The 17,703-nt window shown below is 64.7% G+C and carries 12 protein-coding genes, 1 tRNA gene and 1 pseudogene; 6 read left to right on the top strand and 8 right to left on the bottom strand.

The genetic code is table 11. The annotated features are described in order from the left end of the window. The first annotated feature begins 449 nt into the window (after window positions 1-449). Both J2R78_RS32215 and J2R78_RS32210 read left to right on the top strand, forming a co-directional pair. Window positions 450-1,763, top strand: a complete 1,314-nt coding sequence (locus tag J2R78_RS32215) for a chloride channel protein (protein WP_253608105.1) — start codon at window positions 450-452, stop codon at window positions 1,761-1,763. Window positions 1,764-2,101: 338 nt separating this feature from the next. Beyond that, complete coding sequence (locus tag J2R78_RS32210) at window positions 2,102-2,302, top strand: hypothetical protein (protein WP_253608104.1); 201 nt, start codon at window positions 2,102-2,104, stop codon at window positions 2,300-2,302. A 77-nt stretch (window positions 2,303-2,379) separates the two neighbouring features. Here J2R78_RS32210 and J2R78_RS32205 read toward each other — a convergent pair whose 3' ends face one another. Both J2R78_RS32205 and J2R78_RS32200 read right to left on the bottom strand, forming a co-directional pair. Beyond that, complete coding sequence (locus J2R78_RS32205; protein WP_253608103.1) at window positions 2,380-3,570, bottom strand: adenylate/guanylate cyclase domain-containing protein; 1,191 nt, start codon at window positions 3,568-3,570, stop codon at window positions 2,380-2,382. Between the two features lie 198 nt (window positions 3,571-3,768). Further along, window positions 3,769-4,711, bottom strand: a protein-coding gene (locus tag J2R78_RS32200) for an IS630 family transposase (RefSeq protein WP_253608102.1) whose coding sequence is annotated in 2 segments (ribosomal slippage) — window positions 3,769-4,371 and window positions 4,373-4,711 — 942 coding nt in all. Because the reading frame shifts where the segments join, the coding sequence is not laid out codon by codon here. A 238-nt stretch (window positions 4,712-4,949) separates the two neighbouring features. Between J2R78_RS32200 and J2R78_RS32195 the strand changes: the two genes are divergently transcribed. Then, window positions 4,950-8,294 (top strand): autotransporter outer membrane beta-barrel domain-containing protein, encoded by a 3,345-nt coding sequence (locus tag J2R78_RS32195; protein WP_253608101.1) that lies wholly within the window; start codon window positions 4,950-4,952, stop codon window positions 8,292-8,294. Window positions 8,295-8,484: 190 nt separating this feature from the next. Here the strand turns inward: J2R78_RS32195 and J2R78_RS32190 are convergent, their stop codons facing one another. Both J2R78_RS32190 and J2R78_RS32185 read right to left on the bottom strand, forming a co-directional pair. Continuing rightward, on the bottom strand, window positions 8,485-9,729 hold the full coding sequence (locus J2R78_RS32190) for an amidohydrolase family protein (protein ID WP_253608100.1): 1,245 nt from the start codon (window positions 9,727-9,729) through the stop codon (window positions 8,485-8,487). A 22-nt stretch (window positions 9,730-9,751) separates the two neighbouring features. Further along, window positions 9,752-11,041, bottom strand: a pseudogene (locus tag J2R78_RS32185) (MFS transporter). A gap of 183 nt (window positions 11,042-11,224) precedes the next feature. Here J2R78_RS32185 and J2R78_RS32180 point away from each other — a divergent pair. Beyond that, entirely contained in the window at window positions 11,225-12,151 is a 927-nt protein-coding gene (locus tag J2R78_RS32180) for a LysR family transcriptional regulator (RefSeq protein ID WP_018272230.1), read from the top strand. Between the two features lie 165 nt (window positions 12,152-12,316). After that, window positions 12,317-13,177, top strand: a complete 861-nt coding sequence (locus tag J2R78_RS32175; RefSeq protein WP_253608099.1) for a sterol desaturase family protein — start codon at window positions 12,317-12,319, stop codon at window positions 13,175-13,177. 36 nt (window positions 13,178-13,213) lie between these two features. Here the strand turns inward: J2R78_RS32175 and J2R78_RS32170 are convergent, their stop codons facing one another. Together J2R78_RS32170 and J2R78_RS32165 are read right to left on the bottom strand one after the other, a co-directional pair. After that, entirely contained in the window at window positions 13,214-14,398 is a 1,185-nt protein-coding gene (locus J2R78_RS32170) for a glycosyltransferase family 87 protein (protein WP_253608098.1), read from the bottom strand. A gap of 381 nt (window positions 14,399-14,779) precedes the next feature. After that, window positions 14,780-14,865, bottom strand: a tRNA-Tyr gene (locus J2R78_RS32165). Between the two features lie 308 nt (window positions 14,866-15,173). On the opposite strand from J2R78_RS32165, the gene rlmB reads away from it, so the two are divergent. Next, window positions 15,174-15,998, top strand: coding sequence for a 23S rRNA (guanosine(2251)-2'-O)-methyltransferase RlmB (rlmB, locus tag J2R78_RS32160; RefSeq protein WP_253608097.1), 825 nt, complete (start codon window positions 15,174-15,176; stop codon window positions 15,996-15,998). A 704-nt stretch (window positions 15,999-16,702) separates the two neighbouring features. On the opposite strand, the gene J2R78_RS32155 is transcribed toward rlmB, so the two are convergent. Together J2R78_RS32155 and J2R78_RS32150 are read right to left on the bottom strand one after the other, a co-directional pair. Beyond that, window positions 16,703-17,122: a hypothetical protein gene (locus J2R78_RS32155; RefSeq protein WP_253608096.1), complete on the bottom strand. Its 420-nt coding sequence runs from the start codon at window positions 17,120-17,122 to the stop codon at window positions 16,703-16,705. A gap of 98 nt (window positions 17,123-17,220) precedes the next feature. Then, window positions 17,221-17,694, bottom strand: coding sequence for a hypothetical protein (locus J2R78_RS32150; protein WP_057019618.1), 474 nt, complete (start codon window positions 17,692-17,694; stop codon window positions 17,221-17,223). Window positions 17,695-17,703 lie beyond the last annotated feature (9 nt).

Genomic DNA, 17,703 nt, shown 5'->3' with positions numbered 1-17,703 from the left:
GCCCGGTTGGCGCGGTCGGGCCAGGTGAGCTTCCATCAAATGAACAGAGCAACGGCAACCATTGCGATTGGGCAAAGTCCCAATACGACGATGCCCGCTCGAACAATCACTTCGGACATGACATGCGCCCTTCAATGGGGCGGTCAAAATACGCCGCGGCGGAAGCCGCGCAAAGTGCAGTTTGTGCCAGTTTTTCCGCGTCCCTCAATCATGCGTCACGGCGGGAAAGTACGCGCCAAGGCGGAGTCGTTGAGACAGCAAAACTCACGCGCGAACCTCCCGGAGGTCGCCGAAGAGTGAGGCCTCAGGCGGTAGATTTCGGCCCTGGAGTTTGGCGGCTGCGCCGGCACACCGTGCTGATTTCTTCAGCTTCGCATACCGCCGACGCGTGCTAGGAATGACGTGATCCGCTGCGTATCGGACCACGACATGAGCCAGAACTCGTCAGAATGACCTTCCCCTCCAACCGCCAGAGGCGGCTGTTCAGACTGGTCTCCGCGCGCTGGCAGCGCCGCGCCCTGTTCTTGCTGGGCGGCATTGCGGTCGGCGCGGCGGCCGTCGCGCTGGCACAGCTCGCCGATCTGGCGCAGATCGCGTTCGGCGCGGTGGTATCCCGTTTCCATTATGCCTCGCTGGTGCTGACGCCGGCCGGGTTCGCGCTGTCGGTGTTTCTGACCAACCGCTTCTTTCAGAACGCGCAAGGCAGCGGGATCCCGCAGGCGATCGCCGCACGCCATCTGACCGATCAGACCGCGCGCGAAAGCCTGGTTTCGCTGCGCGTTGCGGCCGGCAAGATCCTGCTCACCCTGTTCGGCCTGTTGTGTGGCGCGTCGGTCGGGCGCGAGGGACCGACGGTGCAGATCGGCGCCTCGATCATGTTTGCGCTCGGCCGCTTCTCGCCGCGGCGCCAACCCGGCCTGATCCTTGCCGGCGCGGCCGCAGGTGTCGCGGCCGCTTTCAACACCCCGCTGGCCGGGATCGTGTTCGGCATCGAGGAAATGAGCCGTGCCTTCGAGACGAGAACCAGCAGCCTGATCATCGGCGCGGTGATCGCTGCCGGCCTGACCTCGCTCGCTCTGATGGGCAACTATACGTATTTCGGCACCAGCGCGACGGCCCTGCGCAACGGCACCGACTGGCTCGCGGTCCCGCTCTGCGGCATTGCCGGAGGTCTTGCGGGCGGCCTGTTCAGTCGCATCCTGATCACAATGGCACGCGGGTTTGCCAATCCAGTCGGAAGCGCGATCAAGCGTTATCCAGTCGGTTTTGCCGCAGTCTGCGGATTAGCGGCTGCGATTTGCGGGATTGCGTCCGACGGCGCGATCTATGGCACGGGATATCAGCAGGTCAAATCCGCGCTCGAAGCCGGAGCACAATTGCCGGCGAGCTTCAGCGTCTGGAAATTCCTCGCGACCACGTTCGCCTCGATCAGCGGCATGCCGGGCGGCATCTTCGCGCCCTCGCTCGCGGTCGGTGCCGGGCTCGGCTCCAACATCGCGCCGCTGTTTCACGGCGCGCCGCTGTCGGCCATCATGCTGCTCGGCATGGTCTCCTATTTCGCCGGCGTGGTTCAGGCGCCGATCACCGCCTTCGTGATCGTCACCGAGATGACCGACAATCACGCGATGGTCGTGCCCTTGATGGCCGCGGCCCTGATTGCGCACGCGAGCTCGCGCCTGATCTGCAAGGAAGGCGTCTATCACGCCCTCGCCAAGGGCTTCGTCGAGCGCGCTGCGCCGGCGCAGAAGATCACCTCGATCTGAACTCCCGGCACCACGGGAAAACGGCCCCGGCATCTCGCGTTGCCGGGGCCGTCCTATTCCCATGCTCACGCCGAACCGCCAGTGCCGATAATCAGGCGGACCCTCTGGGCCTTTGAAAATTTCCTTAATGAAAAAGCCCGCCCAGCATCCGAAGATTCGCGCGATCCGGCGTTTCGGAAAATAACGCGTGTGAATCCAGCTTGAATAAATTTCGTCTGGAACAAACGGAATGTTTCAGTGACTCTTCATGCGTGAACGCCAGTTCCGGGTTCCTCGGGGAGCGGACTTGTCGCGGCGACGTTGGTCTATGGGCAATCCCTGAGAAAGGGGGAAGCACCATGGTCGAGAACGTCATGACCAACGCCGGCTATTGGCGGGATCGAGCCGCCAAGACACGTGCCAAGGCGGAGTTGTTCAGATACCAAAACTCACGTGCGAATCTTCTGAAGATCGCCGAAGAGTACGATCGTCTGGCCAACTATGCCGAGCAGCAATTACTGCGCGCACCGAGAGTAAACCTGTCCGGCCAATCTCCTTAACGGCAGGAGCCTTTGGACATTGGGCCGTCTCAGCCGGTGCGTGCGCCGCACGTCACGCTGCTTTGGCCAATCGAGCCTCAGCCCCGATAGGCAAACAGCTCGATCGGCTCGCTGAAACCGCGCACCGAATGCTCGCCGACATGCTCGAGCGCGAAATCGTGCGAGACCAGATCGGCGAAGGCGCGCGACAGCAGCACGTTTCGTCCCAACTGCTTGGTCAGAGCCTCGAGCCGCGAGGCCATGTTCACCGCGGGGCCGATCACCGTGAAGTCGAGCCGGCTGCGCGATCCGATATTGCCGTACATGACGTCGCCGACATGGACGCCGATGCCGTAATTCATTGGGGCGCGGCCCATCATGCTGTTCTTTTCGCTGAGCGCCGCCATCGCTTGCCGCGCCTCGGACACCGCGTGCAGCAGGTTGGCGCAGGCCCTGGGATCGCTGAGCGGGAAAATCGCAAGCAGACCATCGCCGATGAATTTCAGGATTTCCCCGCCGTGCCGCGCAATCGGCTCCGACATCGCGTCGAAATAGTCGTTGAGGAGATCGATGACGTCGTCGCGCGGCCAGGAATCCGAGATCCGGGTGAAGTCCCTGAGATCGCAGATCATGATCGCGGCGCGGACCGTGGTGCCGCTGCCCCGCCGCGTCGCGCCTGCCAGGATCATCTCACCAGCATGGGTGCCGACATAGGTCTCGAGCAGCGTCCGCGCCAGGCGGTTCTTCATCCGGATTTCGCTGACCAGCGCCAGCACCGGCAGCACCTTGCGCAGCTCGGCGATGTCAGCGTCATCGAAACCGCCGGACCGGTCGGTCGCGAAGGTCACGACATGCCGCTTGCCGAGCGTATGCAGCAGCGGCCACGCCACATAGTCGGTCAGGCCTTGCGCGCGCATCTCGTCAAAGAGCGCATGCGTGCGGCCAGGCGCCCGTTCGAGCCGCTCGCGCACTTCGCCGGCGCCCTGGTGGATTTCGTAGACCGGGCTGCCGATATATTCCGAGCGCTCCCTGACCTCGTAGTCGACCCGCGTGATCTCGGCCTCGCGCTTGCCGTCGCCCCAGATGATCCGGGCGCCGAGCCATTGCGGATGCTGTATCAGCAGATTCATCGTCGCCCGCTTGAGCGGAATACCCGTTTGCTGCAACCGGATGCACAGCTCGGCGAAGATATTGTCGATGAAGCGCTCGTCGCGGGTCTCGTTGGTCAGCCAGGCCACAACGTCGCCGCCAGACTGCGGCGTGACGGACTCGATGTTGGGGGCGTTCATGGCTTGCTCCGGAGCGGCGGGTGGGATCAGGAACCGATATGTCGTGCTTCTGCCCGGCAACGTCAACGCCACCAGCGGTAACGTGATCGGGCGTGTCGGTGGTCGGCCGCCCTGCCCGGCAACCTTCACATCCGCTTCCGCACGCTATCGCGCCCGGCACGGACTCAACTGGTTAGAGCATTTTCCACATGATGTGGATCATCTGGTGTATCCAGCATGCCTAAAGTAGTTGGCACACATCTGCGGCGCAAACGACTTGACGAGTTTGCCGATGAGTTTGAGCAGGGCTTGGACCGTGCGGGTGGCGCCTTTGCGCAGCGCAGCTTTCAACCGGGAGAAGGCCTGTTCGATTGGATTGAGGTCGGGCGAGTAGGCCGGCAGATAACGCACGCGGGCGCCGACAGCCTCGATCGCCTCGCGGACACCGGCGATCTTGTGAGTGCGCAAGTTGTCCATGAAGACGATGTCGCCCTTGCGCAAGGTCGGCGCCAGGACTTGCTTGACATAAGCCAGGAACGAGGGCCCATCCATTGCACCGTCGATGACATAGGGCGCCGTGAGGCCATCGATGCGCAGCGCGGCGACAAGCGTCAGCGTCTTCCAGTGACCATGGGGCACGCCAGAGACGAGGCGCTCACCGCGAGGAGAGCGCCCATAGTGCCGGACCATCTTCGTCGTGACCGCAGTCTCGTCGATAAAGATGAGGCGCGGTGCACGCAGCTTGGGCTGCTCGGCTTTCAGCGCGGCACGCTCGGCAGCGACGTCAGGTCGATCCTGCTCGGCGGCGTGCAGTGTTTTTTTTGAAGGTGATGCTGTGACGGTCGAAGAAACGCCAGATCGAACCGATGCCGGCCTTTTGCTTTCTCTGAGAGCGCAGACGCGCGCGGATCTCCTCGAGCGTCAGGTCCGGCTCCGCGGCGATCAGCTCGATCAGCCACTGCTTGTGCTGCTCCAACGGCGAGCGGCTGTGCCCGGTGCCGGGCTTGGCCTCAACGTTTCCGGTCTTCCTCCAACGATCCATCCATCGGATCGTAGTCGAAGCGCCGAGATTGAGAATGCGCGCAGCCTCACGTGCGCTTTCGCCGGACTCAACAAGCTCAACCGCACGCACCCTGAGGTCCTTGGAGTATCCCTTCGCCATCGCATGCCCCGCATGTTGTCGCGGGCAACACCGAATCTGATTTGCGTGCCCGTGGGAATCCCCTTTGACTGTTCCGATTCACCTCAACTGGAAACCGCTCTAGCGATCGATTAATTGCAGCGCGCGGACGTTGCATCGCGGGCACACTGCTTCCTGTTTCGCTTGGGGAACGCCAAGCTTCATTTGTTTGCTCACAGTGAGTCACATACCGTGCCGCCCATCCGCTGCCGGCGAATGTTTGCCGGAATGCAACCTGTCGGGCAGCGGCAAGAACAAGGGGCTGAGCGCCATGCGCGAATGCATCGGGGCTGCGACAATCGCACGACACGTTGGTGACACCACACTCAATCCACGCCGGACTGCATCGCAATCCCGCACCCGCGCGGACTTCCAGCGCCTGCTGCTGCTGAGCGCCTCGGTCGCCACGCTCGCGGCGCTGATGCCGGGCTCGGCGGCGGCGCAGACCTGGACCGGCGCCACCAGCAACGACTGGACGGTGGGCTCGAACTGGAACACCGGAGCGGCTCCGGCCGGCGGTGCTACGGTGGTTATTACGCCGGGCTCAAACGTCGTTCTCGGCGTGACCCCTGGGGCGATCGGCACCGCCGGCAGTTTCAATGTTCAGAGCGCGGCTGGCGGAACGACCCACCTCACAATTCAAAACGGCAGCACGCTGACAAGCGGCACGTCCGGGATTTCCAATACCACAGGCGGTACGGCGACCGTCACAGTAACGGGAGCCGGATCGCAGTGGAACGCCACTACGATCACCGTCAGCCTTTCCGGTACGGGCACCCTCAACGTCACCGACGGCGCGACCGTCAACTTTACAAGCCGAATCATACTCGGCACCGCGGTTGGGGGCGGCACTGGCACGCTCAATGTCAGCAATGCCACACTGATAAATCACGGCTTCGGCATCAGCGTCGGCAACGCGAACGGCCGGGTGAATTTTGACAACGCCACGTTCCGCGCGGCCATCAACACCCCCATTGTCTCCAGCGGAACGGCTGCCCAGAACAACCTCGCCGCGGGCGGACTGACCATCGATAGCAATGGGTTCACCGTCCTCCAGGCCAATGGCTTCAGCGGCGTCGGCGGCTTGACCAAGACCGGCGCCGGGATCTTCAACTTCACCGGCGTCGGCAACAGCTACACCGGCGACACGGTGATCCAGCAAGGCACGTTCCGGCTGTCTGGCGCCGCCGGCTCCGGTAATGCCGTCGCCACCTCGAGCCGGGTGGTCGATAACGCCGACTTCGATATTTCGGTCATCTCGGACCCCAACGCGCACATCAAGAGCCTCGCCGGCAGCAGCGCCGGCAGCGTCACGCTGGGCGCCAAGGACCTGATCATTACCAATGCGAACGATACGTTTGCCGGCGCGATCAGCGGCATCGGCGGGCTGCAAGTGAGCGGCGGCACGCAGGCTCTATCAGGCGTGCAGGCCTATAGCGGCGCGACAACGATCGCGGGCGGCACGCTGGCGCTGACCGGCGGCGGCGACATCGCCGCTTCCAGCCAGGTGATCGCGAACGGCACGTTCAGCATCGCCGGCCTTTCCGGCGCAGGCACCAGCATCCAGCGGCTGTCGGGGTCAGGCAGCGTCGACCTCGGCGCCAAGACGCTGACGCTGACCGCCGCGAACGACACGTTCGCCGGCGTGATCGGCGGCAGCGGTGCCCTGACGCTTGCTGGCGGCACCGAGACACTGTCCGGCGCCAACACCTATAGCGGCGTGACCACGATCTCCGCGGGCACGCTGGCGCTGACGGGCGCAGGATCGATCAGCAATTCCAGCCATGTGGTGGCGAATTCGGCGTTCGACATCTCCGGCCTCACAAGCGCCGGCACCAGCATCCAGAGCCTCGCCGGCAGCGGCAATGTCGCGCTCGGTACCAAGACGCTGACCATCACCAATGCCAGCGACACGTTCTCCGGAGCCATCGGCGGCACCGGCGGGCTTGCGCTGACCGGCGGCACGCAGATCCTGTCCGGCGTCAACACCTATAGCGGCGCGACCACGGTAACCGGCGGCACGCTGCAAGCCGGCGCGGTCAATGCGTTCAGCGCGGCGTCTGCCATCACCGCTGGCGCCGGCGCCACGATCGACCTCAACGGCCTCAACCAGACCATCGGCGGATTCAGCAACGCCGGCGCGTTGCGGTTCGGCGCGGCGCCCGGCACGACGCTGACGGTCGCCGGCAATTATGCCGGCAATGGCGGCACGCTGCTGTTCAACACCGTGCTCGGCGGCGACGGTTCGGCGACCGACCGCCTGGTCGCGGCAAGCACGTCGGGTACTTCGACGGTGCGGATCAACAATGCCGGCGGCGGCGGCGCGCAGACCGCCGACGGCATCAAGCTGATCGACGTCACCGGCGCCTCCAACGGCGTCTTCGCGCTGGCGGGCAATTATTCGTTGCAGGGTCAGCAGGCGATCGTCGCCGGCGCCTATGCCTATACGCTGCAGAAGAACGGCATCGCGACGCCGGCGGATGGCGACTGGTATCTGCGCTCCAGCCTGGTACCGTCGAGCGATCCAACCGCGCCGACGCCGCGGGGCGCGCCCGCGGGTCCGCTGTACCAGCCCGGCGTGCCGCTTTACGAGAACTACGCCCAGGTGCTGCTCGGCATGAACGCGCTGCCTTCGCTGCAGGAGCGCGTCGGCAACCGCTATTGGGGCGGCAATAGCGGCCCGAGCGAAGCGATGGCGCGGATGGGCGTCACGCCGGCGGCAACGGCCGACAGCTCATGGACGCAATCGGCGTTCTGGGGGCGCATCGAGGGCGGTCAAACCAGCCTGCGGCCGTCGAACACCACGGGCTCGACCTTGAGCAGCGATGACTTCAAGGCGCAGGCCGGACTCGACGGCCTCGCGCTCGAGAACAATTACGGCCGCCTGATCGTCGGCCTCACGCTGCAATACGGCCTGACGACGGCATACGTGAATTCGTTCTTCGGCAACGGCCGCATCCGCGCCGAGGGCACCGGCGTCGGCGCCACCGCGACCTGGTACGGCGACAACGGCGTCTACATCGACGGCCAGATGCAGACCATGTTCTATCGCGGCGATCTCACCTCCGATCTCGTCGGCAGCATGACTCACGGCGATGAAGGCCTCGGTTACGCGTTCAGCGTCGAGGGCGGCAAGCGGTTCACTATCGGCAACGGGTTTTCGCTGACACCGCAGGCGCAGCTCGCCTATTCGAAGGTCGATTTCGACGGCTTCACCGACCGCTTCGGCGCGCTGGTCTCGCTCGGCAATGCCGACAGCCTGCTCGGCCGCGTCGGGTTGTCGCTCAATCACCGGAAGAGCTGGAGCGACGGCGCCCGCTCCGACCTCTACGCGATCGGCAACCTGCACTACGAATTCCTCGACGGCACCAACGTCGACGTCGCGGGCACCGGCTTCGCCAGCGCCAACGACCGGCTCTGGGGCTCGATCGGCGGTGGCGGCAGCTACAGCTGGGCGGGCGGCCGCTACACCGTGTTCGGCGAAGCGACCTACCGCGCCAGCCTGCAGGACGCCGGTGACAACCACAGCTACAAGGGCACCGCCGGCCTCCGCGTGGTGTGGTGAGGCCGCTTCACCTCGCCCCGCGTGCGGGGTCGAGACGAGCGAAGCTGCATGATTTCTGTATAATGGAATAATGCCGCTGATTTGCCCGACGCGTCAAGCTGTCGTGTTCGCCGGCAGGCGCCCGCTACTTTGCATGGGGTTGTTTTCGATATTTTGGCCGTGCGCCCCTGCGGCGGCAGGCTAGCGTACCCTACCCGCCCAACCTATCCACCTCGGCCTTGCCGGCCTTCATCACCAGCGGGATTTGCTCGCCCTGGCCGAGCAGGCATGTCACGTCGCGCAGCGGGTTACCCTCGACCACCAGCAGATCGGCAAACGCCTCCGGCGCGATGCGGCCGAGCTTGCCTTCCATGCCGAGCACCTCGGCGCCGACAATGGTCGCGCTGGCGATCACCGCCTGCGGGCCGAGCAGCTCGGCCCGGATCCGGAATTCGTCGCTCTGCAGGCGCTGCGATGGTCCGAGCAGATCGGTGCCAAATCCCATCTTGACCCCGGCCTCGCGGTAGATCGCGAGCGAGCGCAGCCCGGCGTCGCGCACGTCGGCGATCTTGGCGACGCTCGCCGCAGGCAGGCCGTATTTCGCGCCTTCGTTTGCCAATGCTTCGTAGGTGACCAGGGTCGGGACCACATAAGCGCCCTGCTCCGCCATCAGGCGCGCGGTCGGAAGATCGACCAGGTTGCCATGCTCGATGGTGCGCACGCCGCAGCGTATCGCCCGCTCGATCGCCTCCGCCGTGTAGGCGTGGGCCAGCACATAGGTGTGCCGCGCCCTCGCCTCGGCGACGATGGCGCGGATCTCGTCCTCGGAATAGCCGTAGGCGCCGATCGGATCGGTCGGCGACGCAACGCCGCCGGACGCCATGATCTTGATCTGGTCGGCGCCCATCTGCAGTTCCTCGCGCACCGCCTTGCGCACCGCGTCGACGCCGTCGACGACGCGCGCGATGGCGCCGACCCGCACGCAGCAGGAGCAGGTCGGGTCGGCCAGATAGTCCGAGCGGGCGCGCCCGTCGCCGTGGCCGCCGGTCTGGCTGAGCGCGCGGCCGGAGACGAACAGCCGCGGACCGTCGGTGAGGCCGGTGTCGATCGCCTGCTTCAGCGCATAGCCGGCGCCGCCGGCATCGCGCACGGTGGTGAAGCCGCGCTTCAGCATGCTGCGCGACAGCATGGTCGAACGCAGCGTCACCAGCACGTTGGCCATCCGCGCCTGCTGCGACAAATCGAGTTCGACCGCAACCGCATGCACATGCAGGTCGATCAAGCCGGGCATCAGGGTCTTGCCCTTGAGGTCGACGACCCGATCGGCGGAAGCCTCGATCGGCCGATCCGACACTTCCTTGATCAGGCGGTCCTCGACCAGCACGTGGTGGCCCTCGAGCAGATCGGGCCGCAGCGGATCGAGCAGCGCGGCATTCTTGAAGAGGGTCGTAGCCATGATGATCTCCCAGGCGCCGCGATCACGCGGCTTCGCTTGCGATGTCTTCCAGCGACCGGCCGCGCGTCGGCACGCCCATCAGCACCACGGTCAGCGCGCCAATCAGGAGGACGGACGTGGTGACGCCGAACACGCCGGCAAAGCCGAAATTCGGGTAGAGGTAGCCGACCAGGATCGGCGCCACGATCGCGCCGATGCGGCCGATCGCGGAGGCAAGCCCGGCACCCGTGGTCCGGATCGATGTCGGAAACACTTCGGCCGTGTAGGCATAGACGCCCGCATAGGTGCCGTTCATGAAGAACGACAGCAGCAGGCCGGCCGTCATGATCTCCGCATCGCTCTTGGCAAAGGCGAGCCCGAGCGCGCTGACGCCGCCGAGCAGCATATAGGTCGCAATCGTCGCCTGCCGTCCGATCCGCTCATTGAAAAAGGCGGCGGTGAAATAGCCCGGTACCTGCGCGCAATACATCGCGAGCGAATAGCCGAAACTCTTGGTGATGCTCATGCCGTTCTGCACCAAGAGGCCGGGAATCCAGACGAAGAAGGAATAGTAGCTGAAGGTGATCGACAGCCACATGATCCAGGTCATGGTGGTGATGCGCGCCTGCCGGCCGGCGAGCAGCGCGGCAAAATTGCTCGACAGCGTTCCCGACGAGGCGACTGGCGTGGCCGGCTCGGCGACCGCAGGCGGCAGCGCACGGCCCTCTCGCGCGAAGCTCGCCTCGATCCGGTCGAGCACTGCTTCGGCTTCCTTCGCCCTGCCCCGGCTTTCCAGCCAGCGCGGCGATTCCGGCAGCGATCTCCGCCACCACAGCAGCATCACGACAGGCACGGCCGTGATGACCAGCACGATGCGCCAGCCGTTCTCGTAGGCGGGCACGATGAAATAGCCGAGCAAGGCGGCGGCGACGAAGCCGAACGAGAAGAAGCCCGCCAGCGCGCCGGTGAAGGCACCGCGGTAACGTCGCGCCACGAACTACGCGAGGTACGGTGCGATGATCGCGCTCTCCGCGCCGGTGCCCATGCCGGCGACGACGCGGGCGGCAAAGAACGCCGGCCAGCTGTCCACCGCCGCGCTGACCAGCGAGGCCGCGCTGTAGAGCGCGAGCGCCGACATCATCACCGCGCGGCGGCCGATCAGATCGCCCAGCGTGCCCGCGAGCAGCGCGCCGAACAGATAACCGACGAAGGTGCTGCTGCCGAGCACGCCGGTCTCGACATTGGTCAGCCCCCAGGCGGTGCGCAGCACCGGCAGGATGAACGCCAGCACGGCGGCATCCATCGCGTCAAAGAGATAGCCGAGGCCGCCCATCAGCAGCAGGTGCACATGGAACCGCGCGAACGGCAGGCGCTCGATGCGCGCCGAGATCATCGACATGAAAGTCCCCCTCGCCCCGCAGCGGCACGCGCCACAGGGGCAGCCGGGGAATGATAGACAAAGCAATATTATCCGAATAATTTATAATCGTTATCTAGCACATCACCCCCGTGAATATTGCTCGTGTCCTTCCGCACGCTCGACCTCAACCTGCTGAAAGTCTTCGAGGCGCTGATGACCGAGGGCAGCGTCACGCGCGCCGCCAGCGCGCTGACCATGACGCAGCCCGCGGTCAGCAACGCGCTCGCGCGGCTGCGCGACGCGCTGGGCGATCCCTTGTTCGTGCGCACCGCGAGCGGGATCCGCCCGACGCAGCGCGCCGTGGCGCTGTGGCAGCCGATTGGCGATGCTCTCGAACATGTCCGCCACGCGCTCGACGAGGACGCCTTCGATCCGCGACAGACCCAGGCCGAATTCATCCTGTCGATGTCGGACTACGTATCTTCGCTGGTGATGCCGCGGCTGCTCAACCGCTTCAGCGAAGTAGCGCCGTCCGCGCGCATCCACACCGTGCCCAACACCATCCTGGAGATCGGCGACCGGCTCGAGGACAACCGCGTCGATTGCGTGCTCAGCGTCTATGTCAACGAGGCGCAGCAGCCGCCGGCCGTGATCCGCTCACGCTCGCTGTGGACCGTCGAATATGCCTGCATGATGCGGCGGGACCATCCGCTGGCCAGGCAGAAGCGGCTCAACACCCGGAGCTTCCTTGCCGCCAAGCATGTCGATGTCAGCCTCGCCGGCAAGACGCTGCCGACCTACGACCAGTTTCTCGCCTCGCGCGGGCTGTCGCGCAATCTGGTCGCGACCGTCAACCACTACAATGCCGCCTACGAGATCGTGCGCCAGTCCGACCTGATCGCCGTGCTGCCGCGCGATCTCAGCGCCCAGTCCCGCCACGCGCCCCATCTGCACGCCATGCCGGTGCCGCTGCCGGCGCCGCCGCGCATCGTCAGCCTGTTCTGGCACCAGCGCAACGACACCGTCCCCGCGCAACGCTGGCTGCGCGAGACGCTGGTGGAGATGTTCGCAAGGATGGAGTGACGCGGTGGGATTGGGGCATGCGGACGAACCCGGCTCCCGGACACCGGTGATCCCCGTAGCGGCACGGGGATGCTGATTAACGCTCCCACAACCCGGGTTTCGTTTCCGATTGACGCCATCGGGGACCGGGGTGGTAGGCTGTCGCCATTTCACGTGGCCATTTGAATGCGCGAGTTATTGGAACAATATCAGCTTTTGCTGGCGCCCCTGATCTTCGTGCCGTTCGAGCAACTCTTTGCAGCGAGGCAGCAGAAGATCTTCAGGCGTGGTCTTTCGACCGATATGGCCTTCCTGTTTCTCAACGGCTGGCTGGTGTTCATCGGCGTGACCGCGATCATCGCACTGGCGACGCTGGTCAATCAATCGATCCTGCCCTCGGCCGTCAAGCAGGCGGTCAGCGATCTCCCGTATTGGGCTCAGGCGCCGATCGCGATCGTGATCGGGGACCTCGGCATCTACTGGACCCACCGCATCCTGCATGTCGTGCCCGCCATGTGGCGCATCCATGCCGTTCATCACGCCGTCGAAGAGCTGGACTGGCTCGCCGCGATCCACCAGCACCCGCTTGACGTGACCTTCATGAAGGTTGGTTCGCTGTTCCCGCTGTTCGCGCTCGGTTTCTCCGCGGAGGCGATCGGGACCTATCTTGCGATCTACTACTGGCAATCCTGGCTTGCGCACGCCAACGTGCGCCTGGGCTACGGCCCGCTACGCCATGTCCTGGTGTCGCCGGAGTTTCATCACTGGCACCACAGCAGCGAGCGGGAAGCCAGGGACAAGAACTACGCCGGGCTGTTCTCGTTCTACGATGTGCTGTTCGGCAGCCTCTATCTTCCGGAAGCGCAGAAGCCGACGGCATTCGGCGTCGATCATCCGATGCCCACGAGGTACCTGGCGCTTTTGGCCTATCCATTTTTCGCCTGGGCCTCGATGCTCAAGCGCGACGATCCGTCGGGCACCAGGCACCCGGTTGGCGCGGAGGCTGTGCCCGGCACGGCAACGCCGCCAGCGCAGCAGGACGGCTGATCCTAATGATCTTCGCGACTGTTCGCGATCGGAACACTAGCCTCCGACGGTCGCGGATTTTTGCAACTCCTCGCCTGTAGCTGTCTCGCCGGCCTCTTGCCGGTATCTCATCCAGATCAGCGCGATCACGGTTGCGCACATCATGGGGCCGAGAGGCGTGCGCACGAACGGGAAAGCGTATCCCAATACGAAGACGACGCTGACAGCGATCCGGAAGGCGCTTCGACCCGAACGCGACGCGAGGCGGCCCGCGCTGGCGTTCATGAGAAAGAGCAACGCGACCACCAGGATCGGCATATCGTAGATCGCGAAGTAAGGAGAAATCAGCGGCGTTGCCGCCAGGAGGCTCGCGGCCTTTACGGCGAAGCTGACATGGCCGCGCCACAGGATCAGCACTCCAATCGCAACCACGGATGCGATGGCGACGTGGACCGCCATCGCCAAACCGTAGCCGAGGCCGGCGTCTCTCAAGAGCCCATAGATACTCTGCAGTTTGTACCATGGCAGCGCGCCACTGAGGTGGAATTGCGTCGTGGCGAAGGTGGCGGCGGCGCGGAATCCATCGAAGGTATCCCAACCGAAGATCAGCCCGGCGAGCAGCAGGAGGACCGGAATCACCAGAGCGGCGGTGATGACGACGCGCCAACGTCCGGTGGCGATCAGCACGAAGGGAAGCAGCACGCCATACTGAGGTTTGAAGATGAGCAGCGCGATCAGGATTCCACTGAGAAGCGGACGCCTGTCCAATGTCAGCAGGATGCCGCCGAGCAGCGATGCGGCGAGCAGTGCGCTTTGGCCGGAAATGAAGTCGTAGAATACTGGCGGAGCAGCGAGTGCCAGCAGCAGCGCGGCGGAGCGTGGCCGGATGGCATGAGCGACAAGCAGCCAGCAAGACAGCTTTGCCGCGCTCCAGACCCAGAACGCAACCGGAAACGGCAGCAGCGCCAGCGGCGCCAGAACCAGGAAAAACACCGGCGGATAAAAGAACGGAACCGGCACCTGATCGTAAGGATACGGAGCGTGATTGAGGGATTGCACCCGGAGAACAAGTTGCTGATGCAGCTGCTCCCAATCGTAGGCCGCCGCCGCATGGCCTTCGAGCGCCATCGCGCCCGCGCCCCAGAAACATGAAAAATCGATTCCGGCCTGGCCGCCACCACCGACAAATGCCGGTATCGAAACCAGGATCGAGACCCCGAGCAAGATGACGCAGGCAACCATCAGCGCCGGGTCATCTCCTGCAGAAGCGTCCCAGTGCAAAATTTTCTTCATATCCTCTGAAACGGCTCAATCATGAAATGGCGCAATCTACCATTGCACTCGCGGGCCGAGCAACGGAACGCCGGCGGCGGCTGGAGCTGTTTGCGCGGATAGGGTGAAGAAGCGGGTGTCGAATGGATGAGCGGGCTGTGGCCTAGCTTCGCTCACGTCGCTACGATGGAGTTTTCCGGGCTTGCCGAGCCGTGGGTCGCGAAGCGCCTCATGCCTCGCCGATACAGCCCGCCGTCGCCCTTCGGGCTATGGCGTGGCAGCCTTCACTCACTTCGCTACGATGGAGTTTTCCCGGCCTGCCGAGCCGTAGCTCGCGAAGCGAGCGAAGGCTGGTGGGGGAGGCAGGACTCGAACCTGCGAAGCCATGAGGCGGCTGATTTACAGTCAGCTCCCTTTGCCACTCGGGACACTCCCCCGTCCAACAGCATCAGACCGGCCGCGCGAGTGGCGGCGGACCGGTCATCGAAATGACGCTGATAACCGGCCGACCCGAAGCGGGTGCGCGGTCGGGCGCGTTTATGGGGGAAGGCGGTCCCCAAAGTCAACCAAGCCAGCCATCTAATTGGGATACTTTTGCAGGCTCGGGCGATCTCTGTTCCAAAGTAGTGAGTCTTGCGGCTAGATTCTTGTTTTGTCGCGTTTTCTTCACGCGAACCGGACCCCACTTCGCTCGAAAACGCTGTGTAAAATTGCCAATATTCAGGAGCCGTGACACAAGCCTCACATGAGCGATCGCGACCGCAAACCCAATTTCCGAGGCAAGGGCGGTAAACCCTTCCAAAAAGGGCCGAAATTCGGCCGCCCGCCGGCCCGGCGGGAACGCGAATCCGGTTCCGACGGGCCGGTGATTCTGTACGGCTGGCACACCGTGTCGGCGGCGCTTGCCAACCCCGACCGCCATATCCGCAAGCTTTACCTCACCGAGAACGCGGCCAAGCGCCTCGCCGACGAAGACATCGCGACCCGCGTCACCCCCGAGATCGTCCGGCCCAGCGAGATCGACCGGCGCCTCACCCCCGATGCGGTGCATCAGGGCCTCCTGGCGGAGGCCGATCCCCTGGCCTCGCCCGGCATCGACACGCTGGCGCTGGAGGGCATCGTGCTGGTGCTCGACCAGATCACCGATCCGCACAATGTCGGCGCCATCCTGCGCTCGGCCGCGGCGTTCGCGGTGAAGGCGATCGTCACCACCGCCCGTCACAGCCCGGAGGCGACCGGCGTGCTGGCGAAGTCCGCCTCCGGCGCGCTCGAGTTGGTGCCTGTTGTCACCGTGCAGAACCTGGCGCGCGCGCTGAACGAGTTGAACGAGCGCGGCTTCCAGACCGTCGGCCTCGACAGCGAGGGCACCGAGGATCTCGGCAAGGCCGCGCTGCAAGCGCCGCTCGCGCTGGTGCTCGGCGCCGAAGGCAAGGGCTTGCGGCAATTGACGCGCGAGACCTGCCGCCTCGTCGCCCGCCTCGACATGCCCGGCGAGATCAAGAGCCTCAACGTGTCGAACGCCTGTGTGCTCGCGCTCTATATCGGCGCCAGCCGGCTCGGGCTGATGTGAATCGGGATAGGGGGGAGCCTCGCAGCCCCTCCCCTCCCACACCACCGTACATACGGGTCCGTATACGGCGGTTCGCTGGATTAAGCGGCAAGAGTTGTTCTGTTGCCGCCGTAGTTTGGGTGTCAGCAATCGTCGCGCCAGCTTCGACTCCTCTGATCAGCGTCAGTCAGGGTTTCACCCCTTCCCGCCGTTCCGAGGCCAGTTGCCCGGAATTCAGTCGCATGGCCGATGCGATATCGCTGCATCTACTCGTCACTTCCAGCGTTCAGGCCTTCGGCGAAACTCGTTCCGCCTACTATGCCCTCTGCTGACTTCTGCACTGCGGTCAGATCGCCTTACGACGACCTCAGTCTCGTTGCCGAGACGCAGCGCAGATCTCCCGAGGTAAGATCGACCGCCTTCGCCGCACGCCCGCCGGATTTACCACCCCGGCCCTTGATGACCGTGGACTTCGCGATCACGTGCTCGCTCGTCCGGCCGGGTAGGCCTCGTTATCCGGTTTTTGTCCATCGGGCCGCGGCTTTGCTCCACGCTTCCTTCAGACCCCACCTCGCGATGACGCCCTTGCGCTTCGCTAATCCTTCACCGTCATCAGGCTGGATAGAGGACTTCCACCTCCAAGCTGCCGGTCATGCTCGGCACACACGACAAACGCCCGCTCGCGTGACGCGAACGGGCGCTGATGTCTCGAACTGACGATCGGATCAATAGTAGCGGCGCAGCACCGGATGGCCGTAGCGGCCGTAGCGATAGCCGTAGTGCGAACGATAGCCGTAGTGATGGCGGTAGCCGTAGTGACGGTAACCATAGCGGCGATAGCCGTAATACGGGCGACCATAGCCTTCGCGGTAGTACGGACGCGGTGCCCAGTTGCCCGGACCGGTGTAGGTCGGTCCCTGGTTGACGTAATAGTATTGCTGCGCCGCGCTGGGATAAGCGGCATCCGGGTCGGGCAGACGTTCGACGGCGCCGTAACCGTAACCGTAGCCATAGCCACCGCAACCACCGCAGCCGTAATTCACGACGGGCGCGGAATAGCCGCAAGGGTTGAAACCGCACGCCATTGCGGGCGCGGCCACCATGACGGCCACCGCCGCAATCAGTCCTTTGATCATTTGACGCATTACTCTCTCCTGTAGGTCTCTCTGTTCGTCGTCGCGTAGCTCTTGATGGCTATTCAGGATCCCCGTTTCGCGGGGCTCTTGATTTCGGGCAGTCGATTTCAGAATCCTCGGGGTCGCGGTGGCCGCGGGAACGGGCGCGGCAGCGGCCGCGGCCCGTTGAACTCCGGCGCGTAGATCACCGGCGGCGGATCGACCGGCACGTTGGACTGTGCCGGCAGCGGAGCCGATTCCGCGCCCCACGATTGATGGTAGCTCTCGGCCGGCTTGGGCAGGCGGCGGTTGGCCGGCGGCTCGATCTCGAGGCGGCCGTAACCCGGCATGCGGCCGAGGCTCGGATAATAGTGGCCGACATTCGGCTGGGGATCGATCGGGCGGCCGCCATAGACGGTCGGCACCATCGACTCGTTGCGAGCGAGCCCCATCGCGCTTTCGACCACGGCGTAGGAGGCGTCGACGCCGTTAATGATGATCGGCACGCCGGGCCGCACCGGCACGACAATGTCGAAGCCGCCGCCGGCCAGCGCCGTCGAGCTCATCGCAGCCAATATCGCCAGCGCAAGACTTGCGCGCATGTTCACCCA

The organism is Bradyrhizobium sp. USDA 4538 (genome assembly GCF_024171045.1).
GTDB lineage: Bacteria > Pseudomonadota > Alphaproteobacteria > Rhizobiales > Xanthobacteraceae > Bradyrhizobium > Bradyrhizobium australafricanum.
Note: the sequence above shows the minus strand (reverse complement) of the source record. Positions and strands in the feature narration are given on the sequence as shown.